At 71.9% G+C, this 16878-nt stretch carries 9 protein-coding genes and 1 pseudogene; 6 read left to right on the top strand and 4 right to left on the bottom strand.

Annotated features, from left to right (window positions below; translation table 11 throughout):
- The first annotated feature begins 33 nt into the window (after positions 1–33).
- From QF035_RS27560 to QF035_RS27545, 4 genes and pseudogenes are all read left to right on the top strand, one after another.
- Positions 34–981, top strand: a complete 948-nt coding sequence (locus QF035_RS27560; RefSeq protein WP_307523265.1) for a hypothetical protein — start codon at positions 34–36, stop codon at positions 979–981.
- Positions 978–2579: a peptidoglycan-binding protein gene (locus QF035_RS27555; RefSeq protein WP_307523264.1), complete on the top strand. Its 1602-nt coding sequence runs from the start codon at positions 978–980 to the stop codon at positions 2577–2579. Before QF035_RS27560 ends, QF035_RS27555 begins: the two co-directional genes overlap by 4 nt.
- Positions 2576–3329 (top strand): annotated as a pseudogene (locus QF035_RS27550) (ABC transporter ATP-binding protein). The gene QF035_RS27555 and the pseudogene QF035_RS27550 overlap by 4 nt, the downstream one beginning before the upstream one ends.
- The gene (locus QF035_RS27545; protein ID WP_307523263.1) at positions 3326–4594 is read left to right on the top strand and encodes an ABC transporter permease; all 1269 of its coding nucleotides are present in this window, start codon (positions 3326–3328) and stop codon (positions 4592–4594) included. The pseudogene QF035_RS27550 and the gene QF035_RS27545 overlap by 4 nt, the downstream one beginning before the upstream one ends.
- A gap of 148 nt (positions 4595–4742) precedes the next feature.
- On the opposite strand, the gene QF035_RS27540 is transcribed toward QF035_RS27545, so the two are convergent.
- The 3 genes from QF035_RS27540 to QF035_RS27530 form a co-directional block, all read right to left on the bottom strand.
- A complete protein-coding gene (locus tag QF035_RS27540; RefSeq protein ID WP_307531459.1) occupies positions 4743–6683 on the bottom strand; it encodes a glycoside hydrolase family 5 protein in 1941 nt (646 codons plus the stop codon).
- 105 nt (positions 6684–6788) lie between these two features.
- Positions 6789–9434 carry a SpoIIE family protein phosphatase gene (locus QF035_RS27535; protein ID WP_307523262.1) on the bottom strand — a complete coding sequence of 882 codons (2646 nt, stop codon included), beginning with the start codon at positions 9432–9434 and terminating at the stop codon, positions 6789–6791.
- 224 nt (positions 9435–9658) lie between these two features.
- Positions 9659–13132 carry a S8 family peptidase gene (locus tag QF035_RS27530; protein WP_373466732.1) on the bottom strand — a complete coding sequence of 1158 codons (3474 nt, stop codon included), beginning with the start codon at positions 13130–13132 and terminating at the stop codon, positions 9659–9661.
- Positions 13133–13340: 208 nt separating this feature from the next.
- Here QF035_RS27530 and QF035_RS27525 point away from each other — a divergent pair, with 208 nt between their 5' ends.
- Positions 13341–13670 carry an antibiotic biosynthesis monooxygenase family protein gene (locus tag QF035_RS27525; protein ID WP_307523260.1) on the top strand — a complete coding sequence of 110 codons (330 nt, stop codon included), beginning with the start codon at positions 13341–13343 and terminating at the stop codon, positions 13668–13670.
- A gap of 539 nt (positions 13671–14209) precedes the next feature.
- Here QF035_RS27525 and QF035_RS27520 read toward each other — a convergent pair.
- Positions 14210–14821, bottom strand: coding sequence for a phosphoribosylanthranilate isomerase (locus QF035_RS27520; RefSeq protein WP_307523259.1), 612 nt, complete (start codon positions 14819–14821; stop codon positions 14210–14212).
- 371 nt (positions 14822–15192) lie between these two features.
- Between QF035_RS27520 and QF035_RS27515 the strand changes: the two genes are divergently transcribed.
- Positions 15193–16752, top strand: coding sequence for an alpha/beta hydrolase (locus QF035_RS27515; protein WP_307531457.1), 1560 nt, complete (start codon positions 15193–15195; stop codon positions 16750–16752).
- The last annotated feature ends 126 nt before the right edge of the window (positions 16753–16878 follow it).

Here is a 16878-nt window from a genome sequence, read left to right as displayed (position 1 = left end):
AGAACCCGACCTGAATGGAGAGGTGTCATGGGCATGTCCAAAAATACCCTGCGCAGTCACCTGATCACGGCCCTCGCGGTCGGCATGCTCCCCCTGCTGGCCGCCTGCGGCGGTTCGGGCGACGAGGACGGCAAGAACAGCGGGAGTTCCGCGGCGGGCGGCGGCACGAAGAACGTCGACGGTGCCGTGCAGCTCAACATCCCGGAGGGCGTGAACGCCGAAGCCAAGAAGGAGTACGTCCGGGAGAACGCCATCGCGGCCTGCATGAAGAAGGAGGGGTTCACCTACTCACCGCACGTGGCGACGGCACCCACGGCCGACGTCAACTCCGACGGCGACGGCGAGGACTACGCGGCGGCGAAGAAGTTCCGCCAGAAGTACGGCTTCGGGACCTACGCGGCGGCCGCCTACCCCGACGACCCGAATGCCCCCTTCAGCAACGCGGGCGGCAAGGTCGGCGGAAAGACCCTCGACCCCGTGGACGACGACACCAAGGGGCTGACCCCGGCACAGATGAAGGCGTACGAGGCCGCGCTGTACGGTCCCCCGGCCAAGACCAAGGCGGAGGAGAAGGACGCCGGCTGCACCCTTGAGGGGAACACCGCGGCGTACGGGCCCCCGTTGAGCGCCGCGGCGGAGAAGAAGAAGCAGAACGCCAGGACCGAGGAGAACCGCCAGAACGGGCTGGCGCTCAACGGCGACACCCAACTGGTGCAGCTCGCCCAGCAGTACGCCACCTGTCTGAAAGCGCAGGGCATCCCGGTCTCCACCACCCAGCCGACCGGCATGGCCCACATGGTGCGGACCGACCTCACCAGCAAGCTCCCGGAAGACAGGAGCAAGTGGACCAAGGAGCAGGCGATGCCGCTGCTCACCGCGGACATCGACATCGCTCTGAAGGACCTGGAGTGCGGCAAGAAGTTCCGCGCCGCGTACTTCCCCAAGGAGAAGGCCAACCCGTACTGGGGTGACGGCGCGTGAAGCGGCTCGGCAGCCGCCGACAGCTGGGCGCCCTGGTCGGCGCGGTGGTGCTGGTCGGCGCCGGGGGCTGGTTCGCCGGTACGCAGGTGCGCTCGCCCGCCGACGCCGCCGCCTCGCACCGCGCGCCGAAGGCCGGCCCGGTGACCGTGGAGGTGGAGCGGCGGTCGCTCACCGCGACCGTCGTGGCGACCGGGACGGTGGCGTTCACCTCGCCCCGGCCGCTCTCGCTGGCCGGCTCGGTCGGCACCGGGGCCATCACGAGCCCGGCCGACGAGGGCGCGGAGCAGCGGGTCACCAAGGCACCGGTCGCCGGTACGAAGGTCAAGGAGGGCGACGTACTGATGACGGTCAACGGCCGCCCGGTGCTCGCGCTCGCCGGACCCGTACCGATGTACCGCGCGATGGGCCCCGGAGCCACCGGCGACGACGTGAAGCAGCTCCAGAAGGCGTTGCGGCGGCTCGGGTTCGATCCCGGGTCGGCCGGCGGCACGTTCGGCCGGGCCACGGCCACAGCGGTCACCAACTGGTACCGGAACAAGGGGTACGAGGCCCAGCAGCCGAGCGCGGAGGACCAGCAGCAACTGGGCCAGCTCCAGCAGGCGGTGTCCAGCGCGCAGGAGGCGCTGCTCACGACGCGGAGCGGGAACGCCGGCGACAGCGACGGCTCCGGCACCGGAGCGGGGACAGGGACGGGGACGGGGACGGGCGGGAAGGCGAGCACCGGTACGGAGACTGCTGCGGGCACTGGCACCGGTGCCGAGACCGCTGCCGAGGCGAGCGCGGGGACTCGTACGGACGCGCAGTCCAGCACCGACCGGCAGGTCCAGGCGATACAGCTCAGGTCCGCGCAGAAGTCCCTGGACATGGCGAACAGCGCCCTCAGCAGCTTCCAGGCCACCTACGGGACGAAGGTCCCGGCCGGCGAGGTCGTCTTCTTCCCCGAGCTGCCCGTACGGCTGGACAAGGTGACCGTGAAGACCGGCGACGCCCCCTCGGGCCCGGTCGGCACCGTGACCGGCTCCGAGCTGCTCGTGGAGGCGGCCGTGCCGGGTGAGGACGCCGAACTGCTGAGGCGCGGTATGCCCGTCGAAGTGACGACGACGGGCGGGGAGAAGGTGAAGGGCAAGGTGGAGGCGATCGGTTCCGCCGCCGACACGTCCGGTACGCAGGGCGGCGACGGCGACGCGGCCACCGGGGCGGCATCGGAGGGCAGCGGCACGGGAGCCGCCGACGCGTCCGACGGCGCCGCCGACACCGACGCCGTCGGCACGTCCGGTACGGACGGCGCCTCCGGGGCGAGCGGGCCGGGTCCGGTCCAGTTGCGGATCTCCATCCCCGATCCCGGCCCGCTGGCAGGGCAGGCCGAGGCCTCGGTGAAGGTGACCATCGGGGTCGGCGCCTCGGACGGCAAGGTGCTGACGGTGCCGCTCGCCGCGATCCGTACCTCGGCCGACGGGAAGGCCCGTGTGCAGGTCGAGCGCGACGGCGGGGTGCGCGACGTCTCCGTGACCGTCGGGCTCTCCGCGGCCGGCCTCGTAGAGGTGAAGCCGGTCGGCGGCACACTCGATCAGGGCGACAAGGTGGTGGTGGGCAAGTGACTCCCAACCCCTCCTATGGCCCCTCCCCTGCCCTCTCCGACACCCCCGGCTCGTCCGATGCCGCCGCCGTCATCGAACTCACCGACGTGCGGCGAACCTTCGACTCCGAGCCGCCCGTGCACGCGCTGCGCCGGGTGAGTCTGACCGTGCGGCGCGGGGAGCACCTGGCCATCGTCGGGCCGTCCGGCTCCGGCAAGTCGACGCTGCTCAACACCCTCGGCCTGCTGGACCGGCCCAGTTCGGGCTCGTACCGGCTGGACGGGGTGGAGACCACCGGGCTCGGCGACCTCGAACGGACCGCGCTGCGCGGCAGCCGGATCGGGTTCGTGTTCCAGGCCTTCCATCTGCTGCCGTACCGGACGGTGGACGAGAACGTGATGCTGGCGGAGGCCTATCGCAGGCCGCGCCCCGGTCGTGGGCGCGGCACCCGGCTCGCCCGGGCCCGTGAGGCGCTGGAGCGGGTGGGGCTGGGTCACCGTTTCGGGTTTCCGGCCCGACCGGTTGTCCGGCGGCGAGCGCCAACGGGTCGCCATCGCACGGGCGTTGCTCGGTGATCCGGCGCTGCTGCTCTGCGACGAGCCGACCGGCAACCTGGACAGCGAGAACACGGTCTCCGTGCTGGAACTCTTCGAGGAGTTGTGCGCCCAGGGCGTGACCCTGGTCGTCATCACCCACGACGAGGCGGTCAGCCGCCGGGCCGGCCGCCGCGTCCGGATCACCGACGGACGCCTCGCCGAGGAGACCGGGTGACACGCGCAGGGGCAGGGAGAAGGCGGTCGACCAGGCCGACGCGCGTCGAGCGGCCCCGGCTGGACCCCCGGGACCTGTGGACGGAAGCCCTGGCCGGCGTTCTCGCCCGGCCGGTGCGATCCGCGCTGACCACGCTCGGCACGGTGCTCGGGATCACCACGCTCGTCATCACGATCGGCGTGGCCTCCACCGCGGGCAACCAGATCGTCGGCCGGTTCGACGCGCTCACCGCGACCTCGGTGACCGTGACGGTGCCGCGGACACTTCCCGGCCAGGACGACACCGGCCCCCTGGTGGACTGGTCGGGAACCGGCGCGGTCAGGCGGCTGGCCGGTGTGGAGTCGGTCGCGGCCCTGGCCGACTCCGCCACGACCAACAGTGTCCAGGTGCGGTCCAACGACGTGACCGCGCCCGGCGACACCTCCAGCCAGACCCTCGGCGTGGTCGCCACGTCGGCCGGCCTGCCGGACGCCGTACGGGGTGCGATGACCGCCGGGCGGTTCTTCGACACGGGTGACATCGCCCGGCGCGACCAGGTGGCGGTGCTCGGCGACCAGGCGGCGGAACTTCTCGGCATCCGGCGGGTGGAGGACGCTCCGGCGATCTTCTTCCGGGGCCAGTCGTACACGGTCGTCGGCATCCTCGGCGGCATCAGGCGCGAGCGGCAGCTGTCCACGGCGGTGCTGCTCCCGCCCACGACCGCCGCGGACCGGCTCGGTCTGCGCGACGTCACGCGCGTCCTGGTCAACACCTCGCTCGGCGCCGCCCGGCAGGTGGCGCGCCAGGCGCCGATCGCCCTGGCGCCCGGGCACGAGGACGCGCTCACCGTCGTGGCGCCGCCCGATCTGTCCAAGTCCCGCGACGGCGTCCAGAACGACGTCAACGGCCTCTTCCTCGTCCTCGGTCTGGTCTCGCTCGTGGTGGGCGCGATCGGTATCGCCAACGTGACCCTGGTGACGGTGATGGAGCGGGTCGGGGAGATCGGGCTGCGACGGGCGCTGGGCGCGTCACGACGGCAGGTCGCCGGCCAGTTCCTCCTGGAGTCGACGACCATCGGCCTGCTGGGCGGCGTCATCGGGACGTCCCTGGGCATCGCCGTCGTGGTGTGCGTCGCCGTCGTCAAGGACTGGACCCCGGTCCTCGACCTGCGGCTCGCCCTCGGCGCCCCGCTCGCCGGAGCCCTGGTCGGCCTGCTCGCCGGCCTCTACCCGTCCCTGCGCGCCGCCCGCATGGAACCGGCCGACGCCCTCCGCGCACCGTCGTAGCCCCCGCGCCGGCCGAGTCACAGTGGAGGCGGCCTCACGGCCCGTTGAGGCCGGGGCCGCGACGCGGGAGACCGCCGGAGGCCCGGCCCAGCCGGTTGGCCAGGAGCGCAGCGTAGGCCGCGTTGGTTGAGGCGAACACCGACACGGGTCAGCCCAGTTTCCGGCAGTACAGCGCGTCCGGTGTCCGTGCCGAGCCGGCGCGGCCGGTGTACGCGATCCCGGCCGCGTACTCGTCAGTGGCGCACTGGCCCTTGTAGTGGCCGCTCGCGAAGTCGCCGCCCTTGGGGGCCGGGCCCCTGTCGTCGCCGCGGTCGAACCAGAGCGTGCGGCCGGCCGTGCCGAGCCTCCCCGCCGGGGCCGCCGCGCACAGGGCGGCCGAGACGGCGGAGCCGCGGACGCTGTAGCCGGTGAGGAAGTGGCCGTCGGGGCACTGGAGTTTGGTGTATCCGGAGGCCCAGTCGCCGCCCGGGGTGACGTACCGCTCGTCCCTGACCACCTCGTGTCCGCCCGCCGGGGCCCACAGAAGGCCGGCGGTCACGTCCGAGCACAGGCCCCGGTTGCCCGTGTGACTGAGGCCGAGGAGGCGCTGTCCGTCGGGGCAGGCGGCCTTGCGGGCGCCGGAGTCCCAGTCGGGGAGCGCGCGCATGCGTCGCGAGGCGACGAAGTCGCCGTGGTCGGGGCTGAGCATCGACCACTCCGTCACGGGGGCGACCTGGCCCGTACGGCCGGAAGCCCGGACGAGTCGGTTCCATGCCGCGGCCCGCCAGTCGTCACCGTCGTTCACGCCCATGCGGTTGCCCCCCGAGTCCCAGTGCAGCAGGGCCCAGCCGTTGCCCCTGCGGTTCTCGTGCCACCCGACGAGCGGCCAGTACGCGAAGTCGGCGTCGGTACGGACCAGTTGGTCGACGAAGTTCTCGAACCAGGCACGCGGCTTGGCGCCCGTCTCCTCGCGGCCGCCGACGCCGAACTCGCTGATCCAGACGGGGGCCGTGAAGTGCTGGTCCTGTTCCGCGGTGACGTAGAACGCCTGGCGGTTGAGTACGGCGGTCAGTTCGGCGGGGCTGAAGTCGCGGTAGCGGGGGTCGGTCGTCTCGCCCGTTCCCGTGGCGCCGCTGTGGTTGGGGCCCGTGTAGTCGTAGAAGTGGGCGGAGTACACGAGCTTGCCGGAGTCGACGAGGGTGTGCGAAAGCCGGCGTACGGGCTCCAGGGTGGGGCGTTCGTGTGCGAAGCCGTCGATGGGGATGCCGGTCCAGTTGATGCCCTCGACGATGATGAGGAGGTCCGCGTCGGCCTCCGTCAGGATGCGGTCGCCCACGCGCTGGGAGGCGGCGAACCAGTCGTGGTCGTCGCCGAGACCCCAGTTGGGGTCGTCCCAGATGTTGCGGCGGACCTCGTTGTAGAGGTCGGCGCCGACGACACGCTTGTTGTCCTTGTAGCGGCGGGCCATGAACAGCCAGTCGTTCTCCCAGGCCGCGGTGGACCGGCTCGCGTTCCAGCGTTCGTTGCCGTCGACTCCGCAGCACCAACGGGTGGTGTTGGTGTGGTTGTTGAGGATCACCGCGAGGCCCGCGGCGGTGAGTTCGCGTACCACCGCGTCGTAGACCTGGAGCGGGGTCATGCCGCGCAGGGACGGGTTCGCGGCGACCGCGTCGTCCGTGACGGGCACGCCGTCGTGGATCATCTCGTTGGAGAACGGGAGCCGGATGCTGTTGATCCCGATCTCCTGGAAACCGGCGATGATCTCGGCCATGGGGGCCCGGTCCAGGCCGAGGGGTGTCCGGCCGGAGTTCTCCCCCGCGTGGTGGTTGGCGTCCTCGTCCACGCTTCCGGCGCCGTTCCAAGTGCCGCTGGCGCCATGCCAGTTGCCGGACCGCAGCCTGAAGCGGTCGCCGTCCGCGTCGACGATCCAGCGGCCTCGCGTGCTGAGCGGCGCCGTCCAGTCCGCGGCGGCCGAGGTGGATTCTGATCGGGGAGCACTCTTGGCGGCGGACTCCTGCGGGGCCGCGGCCGCCGTAAGGGGTGTCAGGGGCGCCAGCAGGAGTGCGGCGGCCAGAGCCGCCCCGACGAAGGATCCGCGCACGGTCACCATCCAGAGGACGACGTCACCATGACAGACGTTTGTCATGGCAGCGTCATCATGAGGGATGGGGCAGCATTGGTCCAGGCTTACGGGGGCGGCTGTCGGACCCGTCGTTCACGTATCCGGACCCGGAAACGTGAACGACGTATCCGGGTCCGGATCCACGCTCTGTTCCGCCCAGATCGTCTTGCCCGTGGGGGTGGGGCGGGTGCCCCGGCGCTGGGTCAGCTGGGCGACCAGGAGGAGACCGCGGCCGCCCTCGTCGTACGTACGGGCGCGGCGCATGTGGGGCGCCGTGCTGCTCGCGTCCGAGACCTCGCAGATGAGGGTCCGGTCGTGGATGAGGCGCAGTTGGATGGGCGGCGCGGCGTGCCGGATGGCGTTGGTGACGAGTTCGCTGACGATCAGCTCGGTGACGAAGGCGGCGTCGGACAGGCCCCAGGCCGCCAGCCGGCCGAGCGCGTTCTTGCGGGCCTCGCCGACGGCGGCGGGGTCGGGGTCGATGTCCCAGGCGGCGACCCGGTCGGTGTCGAGCGCCCGGGTGCGGGCGATGAGCAGGGCCACGTCGTCGGAGGGCCGCCGGGGGAGCACGGCCGCCAGGACCGAGTCGCACAGCGCCTCCAGGGAGACCGCGGAAGCGGCGAGGGCGCGGCGCAGCCGGGAGGTGCCCTCGTCGAGGTCGCTGTCGCGGGACTCGATCAGGCCGTCGGTGTAGAGGGCGAGCAGGCTTCCTTCGGGCAGTTCGGTGTCGAGGGACTCGAAGGGCAGCCCGCCCAGGCCCAGTGGTGGCCCGGCGGGCAGGTCGAGCAGCTCCACCGTGCCGTCCGGGCTCACCACGGCGGGCGGGGGATGCCCGGCCCGGGCGAGGGTGCACCGGCGGGAGACCGGGTCGTACACGGCGTACAGACAGGTCGCTCCGACGTCTCCGCGGCTCTCCCCCTCGGTGACGGACCTCCCCCAGGCTCTCGGCTTGGCTCGATCAGGGGGGACCCCCACCGCGCCCTCCGTCTCGGTGGCGAGGCGGCCGACCAGGTCGTCGAGGTGGGTGAGCAGTTCGTCGGGAGGCAGGTCGATGTCCGCGAGCGTGCGTACGGCGGTACGCAGCCGGCCCATGGTCGCCGAGGCGTGGATGCCGTGGCCCACGACGTCGCCGACGACCAGCGCCACCCTGGTTCCGGACAGTGGGATCACGTCGAACCAGTCCCCGCCCACGCCCGCCCGGGCACCGGCCGGGAGGTAGCGGGAGGCGACCTCCACCGCGGCCTGCTCGGGCAGGCTCTGCGGCAGCAGGCTGCGCTGCAGGGTGACGGCCGTGGCGCGTTCGCGGGTGTAGCGCAGGGCGTTGTCGATGCAGACCGCGGCCCGGGCCGCCAGTTCCTCGGCCAGTACCAGGTCGTCCGCCTTGAACGGGTCGGGATGCCGGTGCCGGGCGAGCGCGACGACACCCAGGGTGGTGCCGCGCGCCGACAGGGGCACGGTCATCGCCGAGTGGAAGCCGAACTCGCGGATCCGGGCGGACCGACGCGGATCCTCGGCCACCCAGTCGGCGATCGCCTCCTCGGTCACCCGGTGCAGCACGGCCCGTCCCGTTCGCAGACTCTCCGCCGGCGGGGAGCCCTCCGGGTACGTGTCCACCTCGCCCAGGGCGACCACCGCCTCCGGGACGTCCGGAAACACGGACTGGTGGGCGATGCGCCGCAGCGCGAGAGAGTCGCCCGCCCTCAGCGGTCCCGGGGGCTGCTCGGGCAGGTCGTCGAGGGACGCCAGGAGGTCGACGCTGACGAAGTCGGCGAGCGCCGGGACCGCCACGTTCGCCAGCTCCTGCGCCGTCCGCGTCACGTCGAGCGTGCTGCCGATCCGGGTACCGGCCTCAGCGATCAGCTGGAGCCGCTTGCGGGCCCAGTACTGCTCCGTCATGTCGTGCCCGGTGGTCGCCACGCCCAGGACGCGGCCGTCCGCGTCCTCCAGGCGGTAGACGTGGACCGACCACGCGTGTTCACGGCCCTCGCCTGGAGCGAGCGCGTGGTTCTCGAGATACTGCGTCTCACCGGTCTCCAGGGCCCGCCGCATCGCCCCCTCGACCTTCTCCGCCACCGGATCGTCGAGCACGTCCGTCAGCCTCAGCCCGTGCAGGTCGCCGTCGCTCAGGCCCAGCACACCCCGCCCGGACTGCGTGGACCGGCGAAAGCGCAGATCCGTGTCGTACACGGAGGTCGAGCAGCACGGGGAATCGAGAAAACCCTGCCTGACGAGCGCGTCGTCGTCGGTCCGGGCCCGCGCGGCCCCGGGCACCGGTGAGACGAGGAGCCAGCCGGGCACCCTGCCGTCCGACGCCCGGTCCGGTGTTCCGTCCGCCACCCCGTCCGACGCCCGGTCCGGTGTTCCGTCTGACGCCTGGTCCGGTGTTCCGTGGGTCGTTCCGTGCGGCGCACCGCCCGGCACCCCGTCCGGTGTCCGGTGGTGTGCGAGAACCCTGGCCTCCACGCGGTGGCCGTCAAGGTGCCGCAGCACCAGCGTGCCGTGCCACCTCGGCAGCTCCGAGAAGGGCGGCAGATCCCCCGCCGTGGGCTCCTCGGCGAGCAGTGAGGCGGCGGCCCGGCCCAGGACCTGCGCCGCCGAGTAACCGAGAAGCCGTTCCGCACCGGCGCCCCAGCCGGTCACGACACCGTGTTCGTCGACGGTGGCGCGCGCCGTGAGTGCCCCGCCCGCGCCGTCGCGGCCCGGACTCGATTCCTGGTCGTCGACGGCACGCCGCTCCATGACCACTCATCTCGCTCTCGTTGCGCTCTCCACCTCGCGTGACTCTCAGCGCGTGGGCACGCTTCGCCTCGACAACCGAGACTCCACATCTCTTGGTCTGCCCTGTATTTTCACATTTCATCTCGTTTACGCCAGTCGTCGTACGCCTCACACACAGCTTCGCCCGGGGCAGTGTCACCACCACCCCGGGCGAGGCCGAGTGCAGGAACCAGAGGGCCAAAGGCCTACCGGGTCGTGTTGTAGGCCCGTTCGATCGTCTGGAGCAGGGTGTTGCCGGCGCGGTCGGTCAGCTTGGCTCGCAAGGAGACCGAGCCTGGCTTTGCCGGGTGCTTCAGGGAGAGGTGGGTGCCTCCGACGGCCTTGGTGGGGTGCCAGGTGGTGCCTTCGTCGTACGAGACCTCGAAGGCGAGCTTGGCGATGCGTTTGCCGGTGGCCGCGCCCTCGACGGTGAAGGGGACCTCGAACCGCTTGCCCGCCTTCGCCGTGCTGGACAGGGTCAGGTCGGGGGAGAAGCGGATCACCGACAGCGGGAGCGCGGTCGTGCCGTCCTCGGGGGTGGTGGCGGAGCGGAAGGTCCACTCCGTGCGGACACGGGTGCTGACCGGGAACACCGCGGGATCACGTGAGGCGTCCACGGTCAGTCTGTACGCGCTGTCCTTGGCGGGGACGGTGTACTCGGTGAGGTCGATCGGGGAGTAGCCGTAGTCGTCGGGGATCTCCTTGCCGTCCGCCTGGAGCGAGCTCGTCACCGAGGTGTAGTCGCTGAGGCCCCAGTGGCCGGAGCCGTCGCCGAACAGTGGCGTGTAGGCCCTGATGACGTTCCCGTACCGCACGACTCCGGGGAGTCCCCGCTCCGGTCCCTGGTCACCCGCGGCGGGCATGGTCGGGCCGAAGACGCCGGTGTTGAACCGCTCGGTGTAGCTCCGTCCGGCCTGCCAGGTCCTCGGCATCCGCATCAGGAAGTTCTCCGAGACCCGGTCGCGGCCCTCGCCGAACATCTGCCAGCTACGGAAGGACCACTTGACGCCGTTGTCGAGGACGTACTCCGTGGTGCTCAGCGGCAGGTCGGCGCGCAGGTCGTCGTAGCTGAGGACCAGGCCACCGTCGGGTGTGTGCGCGGACGCCTCGAACTGGACGCCTCTGCCCTCGACGGGCACGCCCACCTGGACGTCGACCTTGGCGAGCTGGTCCTGCCGGATGTCGGCGGTGAAGCCGTCAAGCCGGCCGTCGCGGTTCCAGGCCAGGTGGTAGGTGACCGGCCGGCCCGCGCCGTCCGTGCGGGTCCAGTCGCCGGCGAACACGGCGGACATGTCGCCCGCGGACTCGTCGGGTCCGAGCTGCCCGAACCGCGTGCCCTGGAAGGTCGGGACCAGGAACTGGAGGTTGCCCGGGCTCAGTTCACCGCCCCGCTCGTAGGTGTAGACGACCGTGGCCTCGGTGTTCTTCGCCGCCGCGTCGGGCAGGGTGATGTCCACCGGCCGCGCCTGCCGGGCGTCGACGGCGACGGTGGTGTCCTTGTCCACGTTCAGCATCGGCTGCACCAGCACGGCGTGCGTGGCGGCGTCGTACGCCGGGTGGATCACGCCGCTCAGGGTGTAGACGCCCTTGGGCACCCGTACGGTGAGCTCGCCGTCCTGCTCGTCGGCGAGGTCGGCGTAGAAGTCGCTGTGAATGGCGCTGAGTTGGGTGGCGGCGTCGCCGATCGGCTCGCCGTTCTCGTCGAGGTGCTTGACCGTCAGGTCGTACGACTCGACCTCGCGCTCCACGCCGACGGCGGAACGCACCTGGACCTTGCCGTCGGTGGAGGTGGCCTGCACCGAGCCGCCGAAGGTGCCGTCGGCACTGCCGGCGCGGGTGTCAGCGCTCACGTCGGCGGTCGCCTCGCCGCCCGCCGGGACGGTGAGCTGCCGCGGCGACACGACGAACATGCCCTCGGCCGCGGGCTTGCCGTCCACCGAGAACGCGTCGACGGACAGGTCCAGGGTGACCGGCTCCGTACCGAGGTTGCGGTACGTCAGCTTCTTGGTCGCCGGTTCGTCGTCGTTGTGCGGCCACTGCTGCTTGCCGAAGTCGATCGGCCCCTGCTCGGTGACGACGCCCTGCTCCATCGCCCGGACCACGTCGGTACGGCCGGTGCCCTGCTGGAAGGAGCTGTACGCGCCCGGCTTCGCGGAGCCCGTCAGGACCGCCTTGAGGCGCTCACCGGTCCAGTCGGGGTGCTGCTGGGCGAGGATCGCGGCGGCGCCCGCGACGTGCGGGGACGCCATGGAGGTGCCGTCGATGGTGAGGTAGCCGGGTATGTCGGAGGGGTACTGCTCCACCAGGATGCTGCCGGCGGCAGCGGCGGCCGTGATGGCGACACCGGGTGCGGTCAGGTCGGGCTTGACCCCGCCGTCGCCGACGCGCGGGCCGCGGCTGGAGAAGTCGGCGAGTTGGTCAGCCTTGTCGACCGCGCCGACGGTGAGCGCGGCGTCGGCGCTGCCGGGCGAACCGACGGTCCCCTCGCCGAACTCGCCGTCGTTGCCCGCCGCGACGACGAAGAGCGTGTCCGACTCGGCGGAGAGCCGGTTGACCGTCTCCTCCATCGGGTCGACGCCGAGCATGTCCGTGCCGCCGAGGCTGAGGTTGACGACATCGGCGCCCTGCGCCACCGCCCACTCCATGCCCGCGATGATCCCGGAGTCCGAGCCGAAGCCGTTGTCGTCCAGGACCTTGCCGTTCAGGAGTTTCGCGCCCGGGGCGACGCCCTTGAACTTGCCGTCGGACCTGGATCCCGTACCGGCGGTGATGGACGCCACGTGAGTGCCGTGGCCGAACTTGTCACCCGTGCCGGAGGAGCCGGAGAAGTCCCGCTCCTCGATCACCTGGCTCGCCAGGTCGGCGTGGGTGGTGTCGATCCCGGTGTCCAGGACGGCGACCTTGGTGCCGGTGCCGTCGAACCCGGCGGCCCAGGCCGTGGGCGCGCCGATCTGCGGGACGCTCTTGTCGAGGCTGGCCTTGCGCCTGCCGTCCAGCCACAGTTTCTCGATGGCGGTCGAGTCGGTGAACTCCGTCGTTCCGTCGCCCTGGCCAGCGGCGCCGGTGTCTGTGCCGGCGCCGGTCACGGCTTTCCAGAACTCGGCGCCGCGCTGCTTCACGGAGCGCATCGCCTTGCCGTTGACGACCGGGAGCGCCCGGCCCATCCGCGCCCCGGCCCCGGTGAACGGGCTCATCGAGGGCGCCTTCTTGCCCCGGAACGTGACGATCAGCGGCAGGTCGGACCGGCCGGCGTCGTCGTAACCGTCAGCCAGCAACTGGGTCACGTCGAACAGCCGGGTGTCCAGCTTGCCCTGCGCGAGCAGCAACTGCGCGTCGCCCGGCACCACTTGGGTGTGTCCGTCGACCACCCGGACCGAGAACGGAACCCGCTCCCGGCCCTTCGCCCGCTCCACCCCGGTGACCTGGCCGGCGCCGTCAAGACGGACCCGGTCGCCGGTGACCAGTGTCACCGTCCTCGTCTTCTGGGCCTTGCCGACGCCGCTCGCGCCCCCGGCCACCGACCCGGTACGCCCGTCGGCCGGGTCACCGGCAGGCGCGGCCTGGGCCGTCCCGCCCGGGACACCGGCCAGCAGAAGGACCGTCGAAACGGCCCCTGCCGCCACGACGGAACGTAAGGGTCTCGCACGTAACTCCACCTGAACTCCTGACACTTGGACCATCGGACAGGAGTCGTCCCGCGACACCGGAAACCCCGGCGCCTCACCCGTACGCCCAACGACTCGCCATAGAGACGGAGCGAGTTGTCATCAGGTTGTCAAGACATCCGATTTGTTTCTGACGGAGCGTCAGCATGTTGGTGGGGTCGGGCGCCGGGGTCGGGCGCGGCCCGCCATCGGCCGCCACGGTGGCTGCTGGAGAATGGGGGGCATGAGCATCGTCAAGATCAACGTACTCACGGTTCCCGAAGAGCAGCGCGAGACGCTGGAGAAGCGGTTCGCCTCCCGTGCCGGGACGGTGGACAGCTCGGACGGGTTCGAGTGGTTCGAGCTGCTGCGTCCGGTGGCGGGCACCGACTCCTACCTCGTCTACACGCGCTGGCGCGCCGAGGAGGACTTCCAGAACTGGATGTCCGGGCGCGGTCAGGCCGCACACCGCGACGGGGCCGCCGCCGGCGGCGAGCGACCGAAGCCCGCCGCGACCGACGCGACGCTGTGGACCTTCGAAGTGGTCCAGCAGGCCGCCCCCAAGCAGGGCTGACGCGGGCGCGGCGGCGAAGTCGGGACCGGTTGCGGGCGGCGCGGGTCGGGACCGGTTGGGCGACGCGGCGGGTCGGGACCGGTTGGGCGCGCCGCGAGTCGGGACCGGTTGGGCGCGCCGCGAGTCGGGACCGGTTGGGCGCGGCGCGGTTCAGGGCCGGTCGCGGGTGGCACGAGTCAGAACCGGCTGCGGGCCGCGCGGCACAGGACCGGCTACAGGCGCGCAGCTCAGGACCGGCTGCGGGCCACGCAGCACAGAACCGGCTGCGGGGCGCGCAGCTCAGGGCCGGCCGCAGACCACACAGCACAGAACCGGCTGCGGGGCGCGCAGCTCAGGGCCGGCCGCAGACCACACAGCACAGAACCGGCTGCGGGGCGCGCAGCTCAGGGCCGGCCGCAGACCACACAGCACAGAACCGGCTGCGGGGCGCGCAGCTCAGGGCCGGCCGCAGACCACACAGCACAGGACCAGTTGCGGGCCGCGCGCGTCAGGGCCGGTTGCAGACCACACAGCACAGGACCAGTTGCGGGCCGCGCGCGTCAGGGCCGGTTGCGGGCAGCCCTGATGAACGCCGTGATGAGGGCGGGGTCCTTGACTCCCCGGCTTCGCTCCACGCCGCTGGAGACGTCGACGCCCCAGGGCGAGGTGGCGTCGACAGCCGCGCGTACGTTGTCCGGGGTGAGACCGCCGGCGAGGAGCCACTTCTCCCCCGGTCCTGCCAGGGGCTTGCTGGACCAGTCCCAGGCGACGCCGGAGCCGGGCACGGGGGCGTCGAGGAGGAGGACGTCCTCTCCCATGTCCCCGTGGCGCGGCGCGGGTTCGCCGAAGGCAGCGGCGCGGATCAGCGTCCAGCCGCCCGCCGCGAGGTTGTCGTAGTAGCCGCGGTCCTCGGGCCCGTGCAGTTGGACGGCCCGGATCCCCGAGTCGGTGGCCAGGGACCGTACGTCCCGCAGGGGCTCGTCACGGAAGACACCGACCGTAAGGACGTTCTCCGGCACGCGGGCGCACAGCCGTGCCGCCGTGGCCGCGTCGATGCGGCGCGGGCTGGCCGAGAAGACGAAGCCGATCGCGTCGGCACCCGCCTCGACGGCCGTGTCGACGTCCCGCTCGGTCTTCAGGCCACAGATCTTGATGAAGAGGGAGCTGCTCACCCCCTCAGCCTGCCGTATCCGGGGCGGGTCGCGCGGCGCCGGGGTGCCGTCCCCGTACCGGGGCGGCCACCGCCGGTTGTGGAGATCCGGCCGAACGGCGGCGACATGATCCTCTCTTCTGGCCATTCCCTGTCCCGTTGAGCTAGAAATTCTCCGAACTCACATTGACCAGTGGGTTCTTGGTGTCACACCAGCCCGAGGGGAAGCACGCAGTGACAACGCACGATCATGTCCCGCCCGGCCGAGACGGCCGACCGACGCACCGGCTCAGATTCAGGTCCGGTTCCGGGACGCGGAAAGGCCTCACCCGCCTGAGGATCGCCGCGGCCGCGGTGACCGCACTCGTCGTCGCCGGGTCGGGGGCCCAGGCGATGGCCGCCCAGACCGACCCGACGACAGCGACGGCCTCGAAGGGCTCGCTGCCGGCCCCGCCGGTGCCGTCGCTCTCCTGGACCGACTGCCAGGGCGGCTTCGAATGCGCGAACGCCGATGTGCCGCTGGACTACCGGGCGCCCGAGGGCCGCAAGATCACCCTGGCGGTGATCCGTAAGAAGGCCGCCGACCAGACGAAGCGCAAGGGCACACTCTTCATGCAGCCCGGCGGACCGGGCAACTCCGGCGTGGACTTCGTCCGCGGCAACTACGACGACCTGCCGGCCGCCCTGCGCGACTCGTTCGACGTCTTCGGATACGACGTACGGGGCGTCGCGCGCAGCTCGGCGCTCGAATGCTGGGACGACACGCGGTACACCAAGGCCGTCACCGACGCGAAGGGCGCCCCGGGCCCCGACGCCTTCGGCCCGGCCCTGCGCGAGGCCGCCGAGTTCAACCAGGCCTGCACGGACAAGTCGGCCGACCTGCTGCCGTTCGTCGGCACCGAGTACGTCGCCCGTGACATCGACCTGCTGCGCCAGGCCCTGGGCGAGGAGCAACTCACCTACTACGGGCGGTCGTTCGGCACGTACATCGGTACGGTCTACGCCGCCCTGTTCCCGAAGCGGGTGCGCGCCCTGGCACTCGACGGGGCGTACGACCCGGTGCACTACGCCAACCAGCCGTACTCCTACGACAAGCCCCAGTACCTGGCCCTGGACGGCGCGATGAGCCGCTTCCTCGACTGGTGCAAGGCCGACCAGGCCACCTGCGGGTTCGGTGACGGCGACCCCCGGGCGGCGTTCGAGAAGCTCAAGCGCGACCTGGACGCCAACCCGGTGCCGACCGCGAGCGGCGGGCTGGCCAACGGCTACACCCTGGTCTACCGGCTGATGTTCAACATCAACTCGGGCAAGGTCATCTGGCCCTCGTTCGGCGAGGCCCTGCGCAAGGCCCAGCAGCGCGACAACACCTCGTTCCTGCTGCGGCCGCCGTCCCCGGGCAGCTTCGACTTCCTGGTTCCGAACGTGGTCGTCGAGTGCGTCGACAAGGACTACCCGCGTGACCAGGCCCTGCTGCAGCGGAACGTCACGGCCTACGCCAAGGCGGCACCGCTGCTCGGCCCGGCCATGGCCTTCGGCCCGCCGACCTACGACCACCAGCACGCCACGGCCTGCACCCAGTGGCCCGGCGAGCGCGTCAGCCGCTACGACGGCTCCTACCGCGCCAAGGGCTCCAAGCCGATCCTGGTCCTCGGCACCACCGGTGACCCGGACACCCCCTACCAGGACGCGGTGGCGCTGTCCCGGCAGCTCGACAACGCCTCGCTGCTCACGTTCAAGGCGGAGGGACACACCGCCTTCGGGCGGAGCGCCTGCGCGACGGACGCGGTCACGGGCTACCTGGTGGACCTGAAGGTCCCGGCCAAGGGCGCGACGTGCGCGGACGAGACCCAGCCGCCGACCGTCACGCCCAAGGTGGCCCCGCCCGGCACGACGCTCGGTGAGCTCCGCAACGGCGTCGACGAGCGCCTGGACCGGCTCGGCTCGCTGCGCTGAGCCACTCGGCAGACCTACGCCGACCGACATCGATCGACGCCAGGGGCGTCGGGCCCTTCCCGGCCCGGCGCCCCTGGCGCGTCAATATCTGTGCCCGCGAAGTAAGAAATGAACACGACGCGCGAT

The organism is Streptomyces umbrinus (assembly GCF_030817415.1).
GTDB lineage: Bacteria > Actinomycetota > Actinomycetes > Streptomycetales > Streptomycetaceae > Streptomyces > Streptomyces umbrinus_A.
Note: the sequence above shows the minus strand (reverse complement) of the source record. Positions and strands in the feature narration are given on the sequence as shown.

Coding starts and splice junctions, on each gene's coding strand:
- QF035_RS27535 (WP_307523262.1), bottom strand. CDS start 9,434: ATGGAGCGGCGTGCCGTCGACGACCAGGAATCGAGTCCGGGCCGCGAC.
- QF035_RS27515 (WP_307531457.1), top strand. CDS start 15,193: ATGGCCGCCCAGACCGACCCGACGACAGCGACGGCCTCGAAGGGCTCG.
- QF035_RS27560 (WP_307523265.1), top strand. CDS start 34: ATGTCCAAAAATACCCTGCGCAGTCACCTGATCACGGCCCTCGCGGTC.
- QF035_RS27525 (WP_307523260.1), top strand. CDS start 13,341: ATGAGCATCGTCAAGATCAACGTACTCACGGTTCCCGAAGAGCAGCGC.
- QF035_RS27540 (WP_307531459.1), bottom strand. CDS start 6,683: ATGGTGACCGTGCGCGGATCCTTCGTCGGGGCGGCTCTGGCCGCCGCA.
- QF035_RS27530 (WP_373466732.1), bottom strand. CDS start 13,132: ATGGTCCAAGTGTCAGGAGTTCAGGTGGAGTTACGTGCGAGACCCTTA.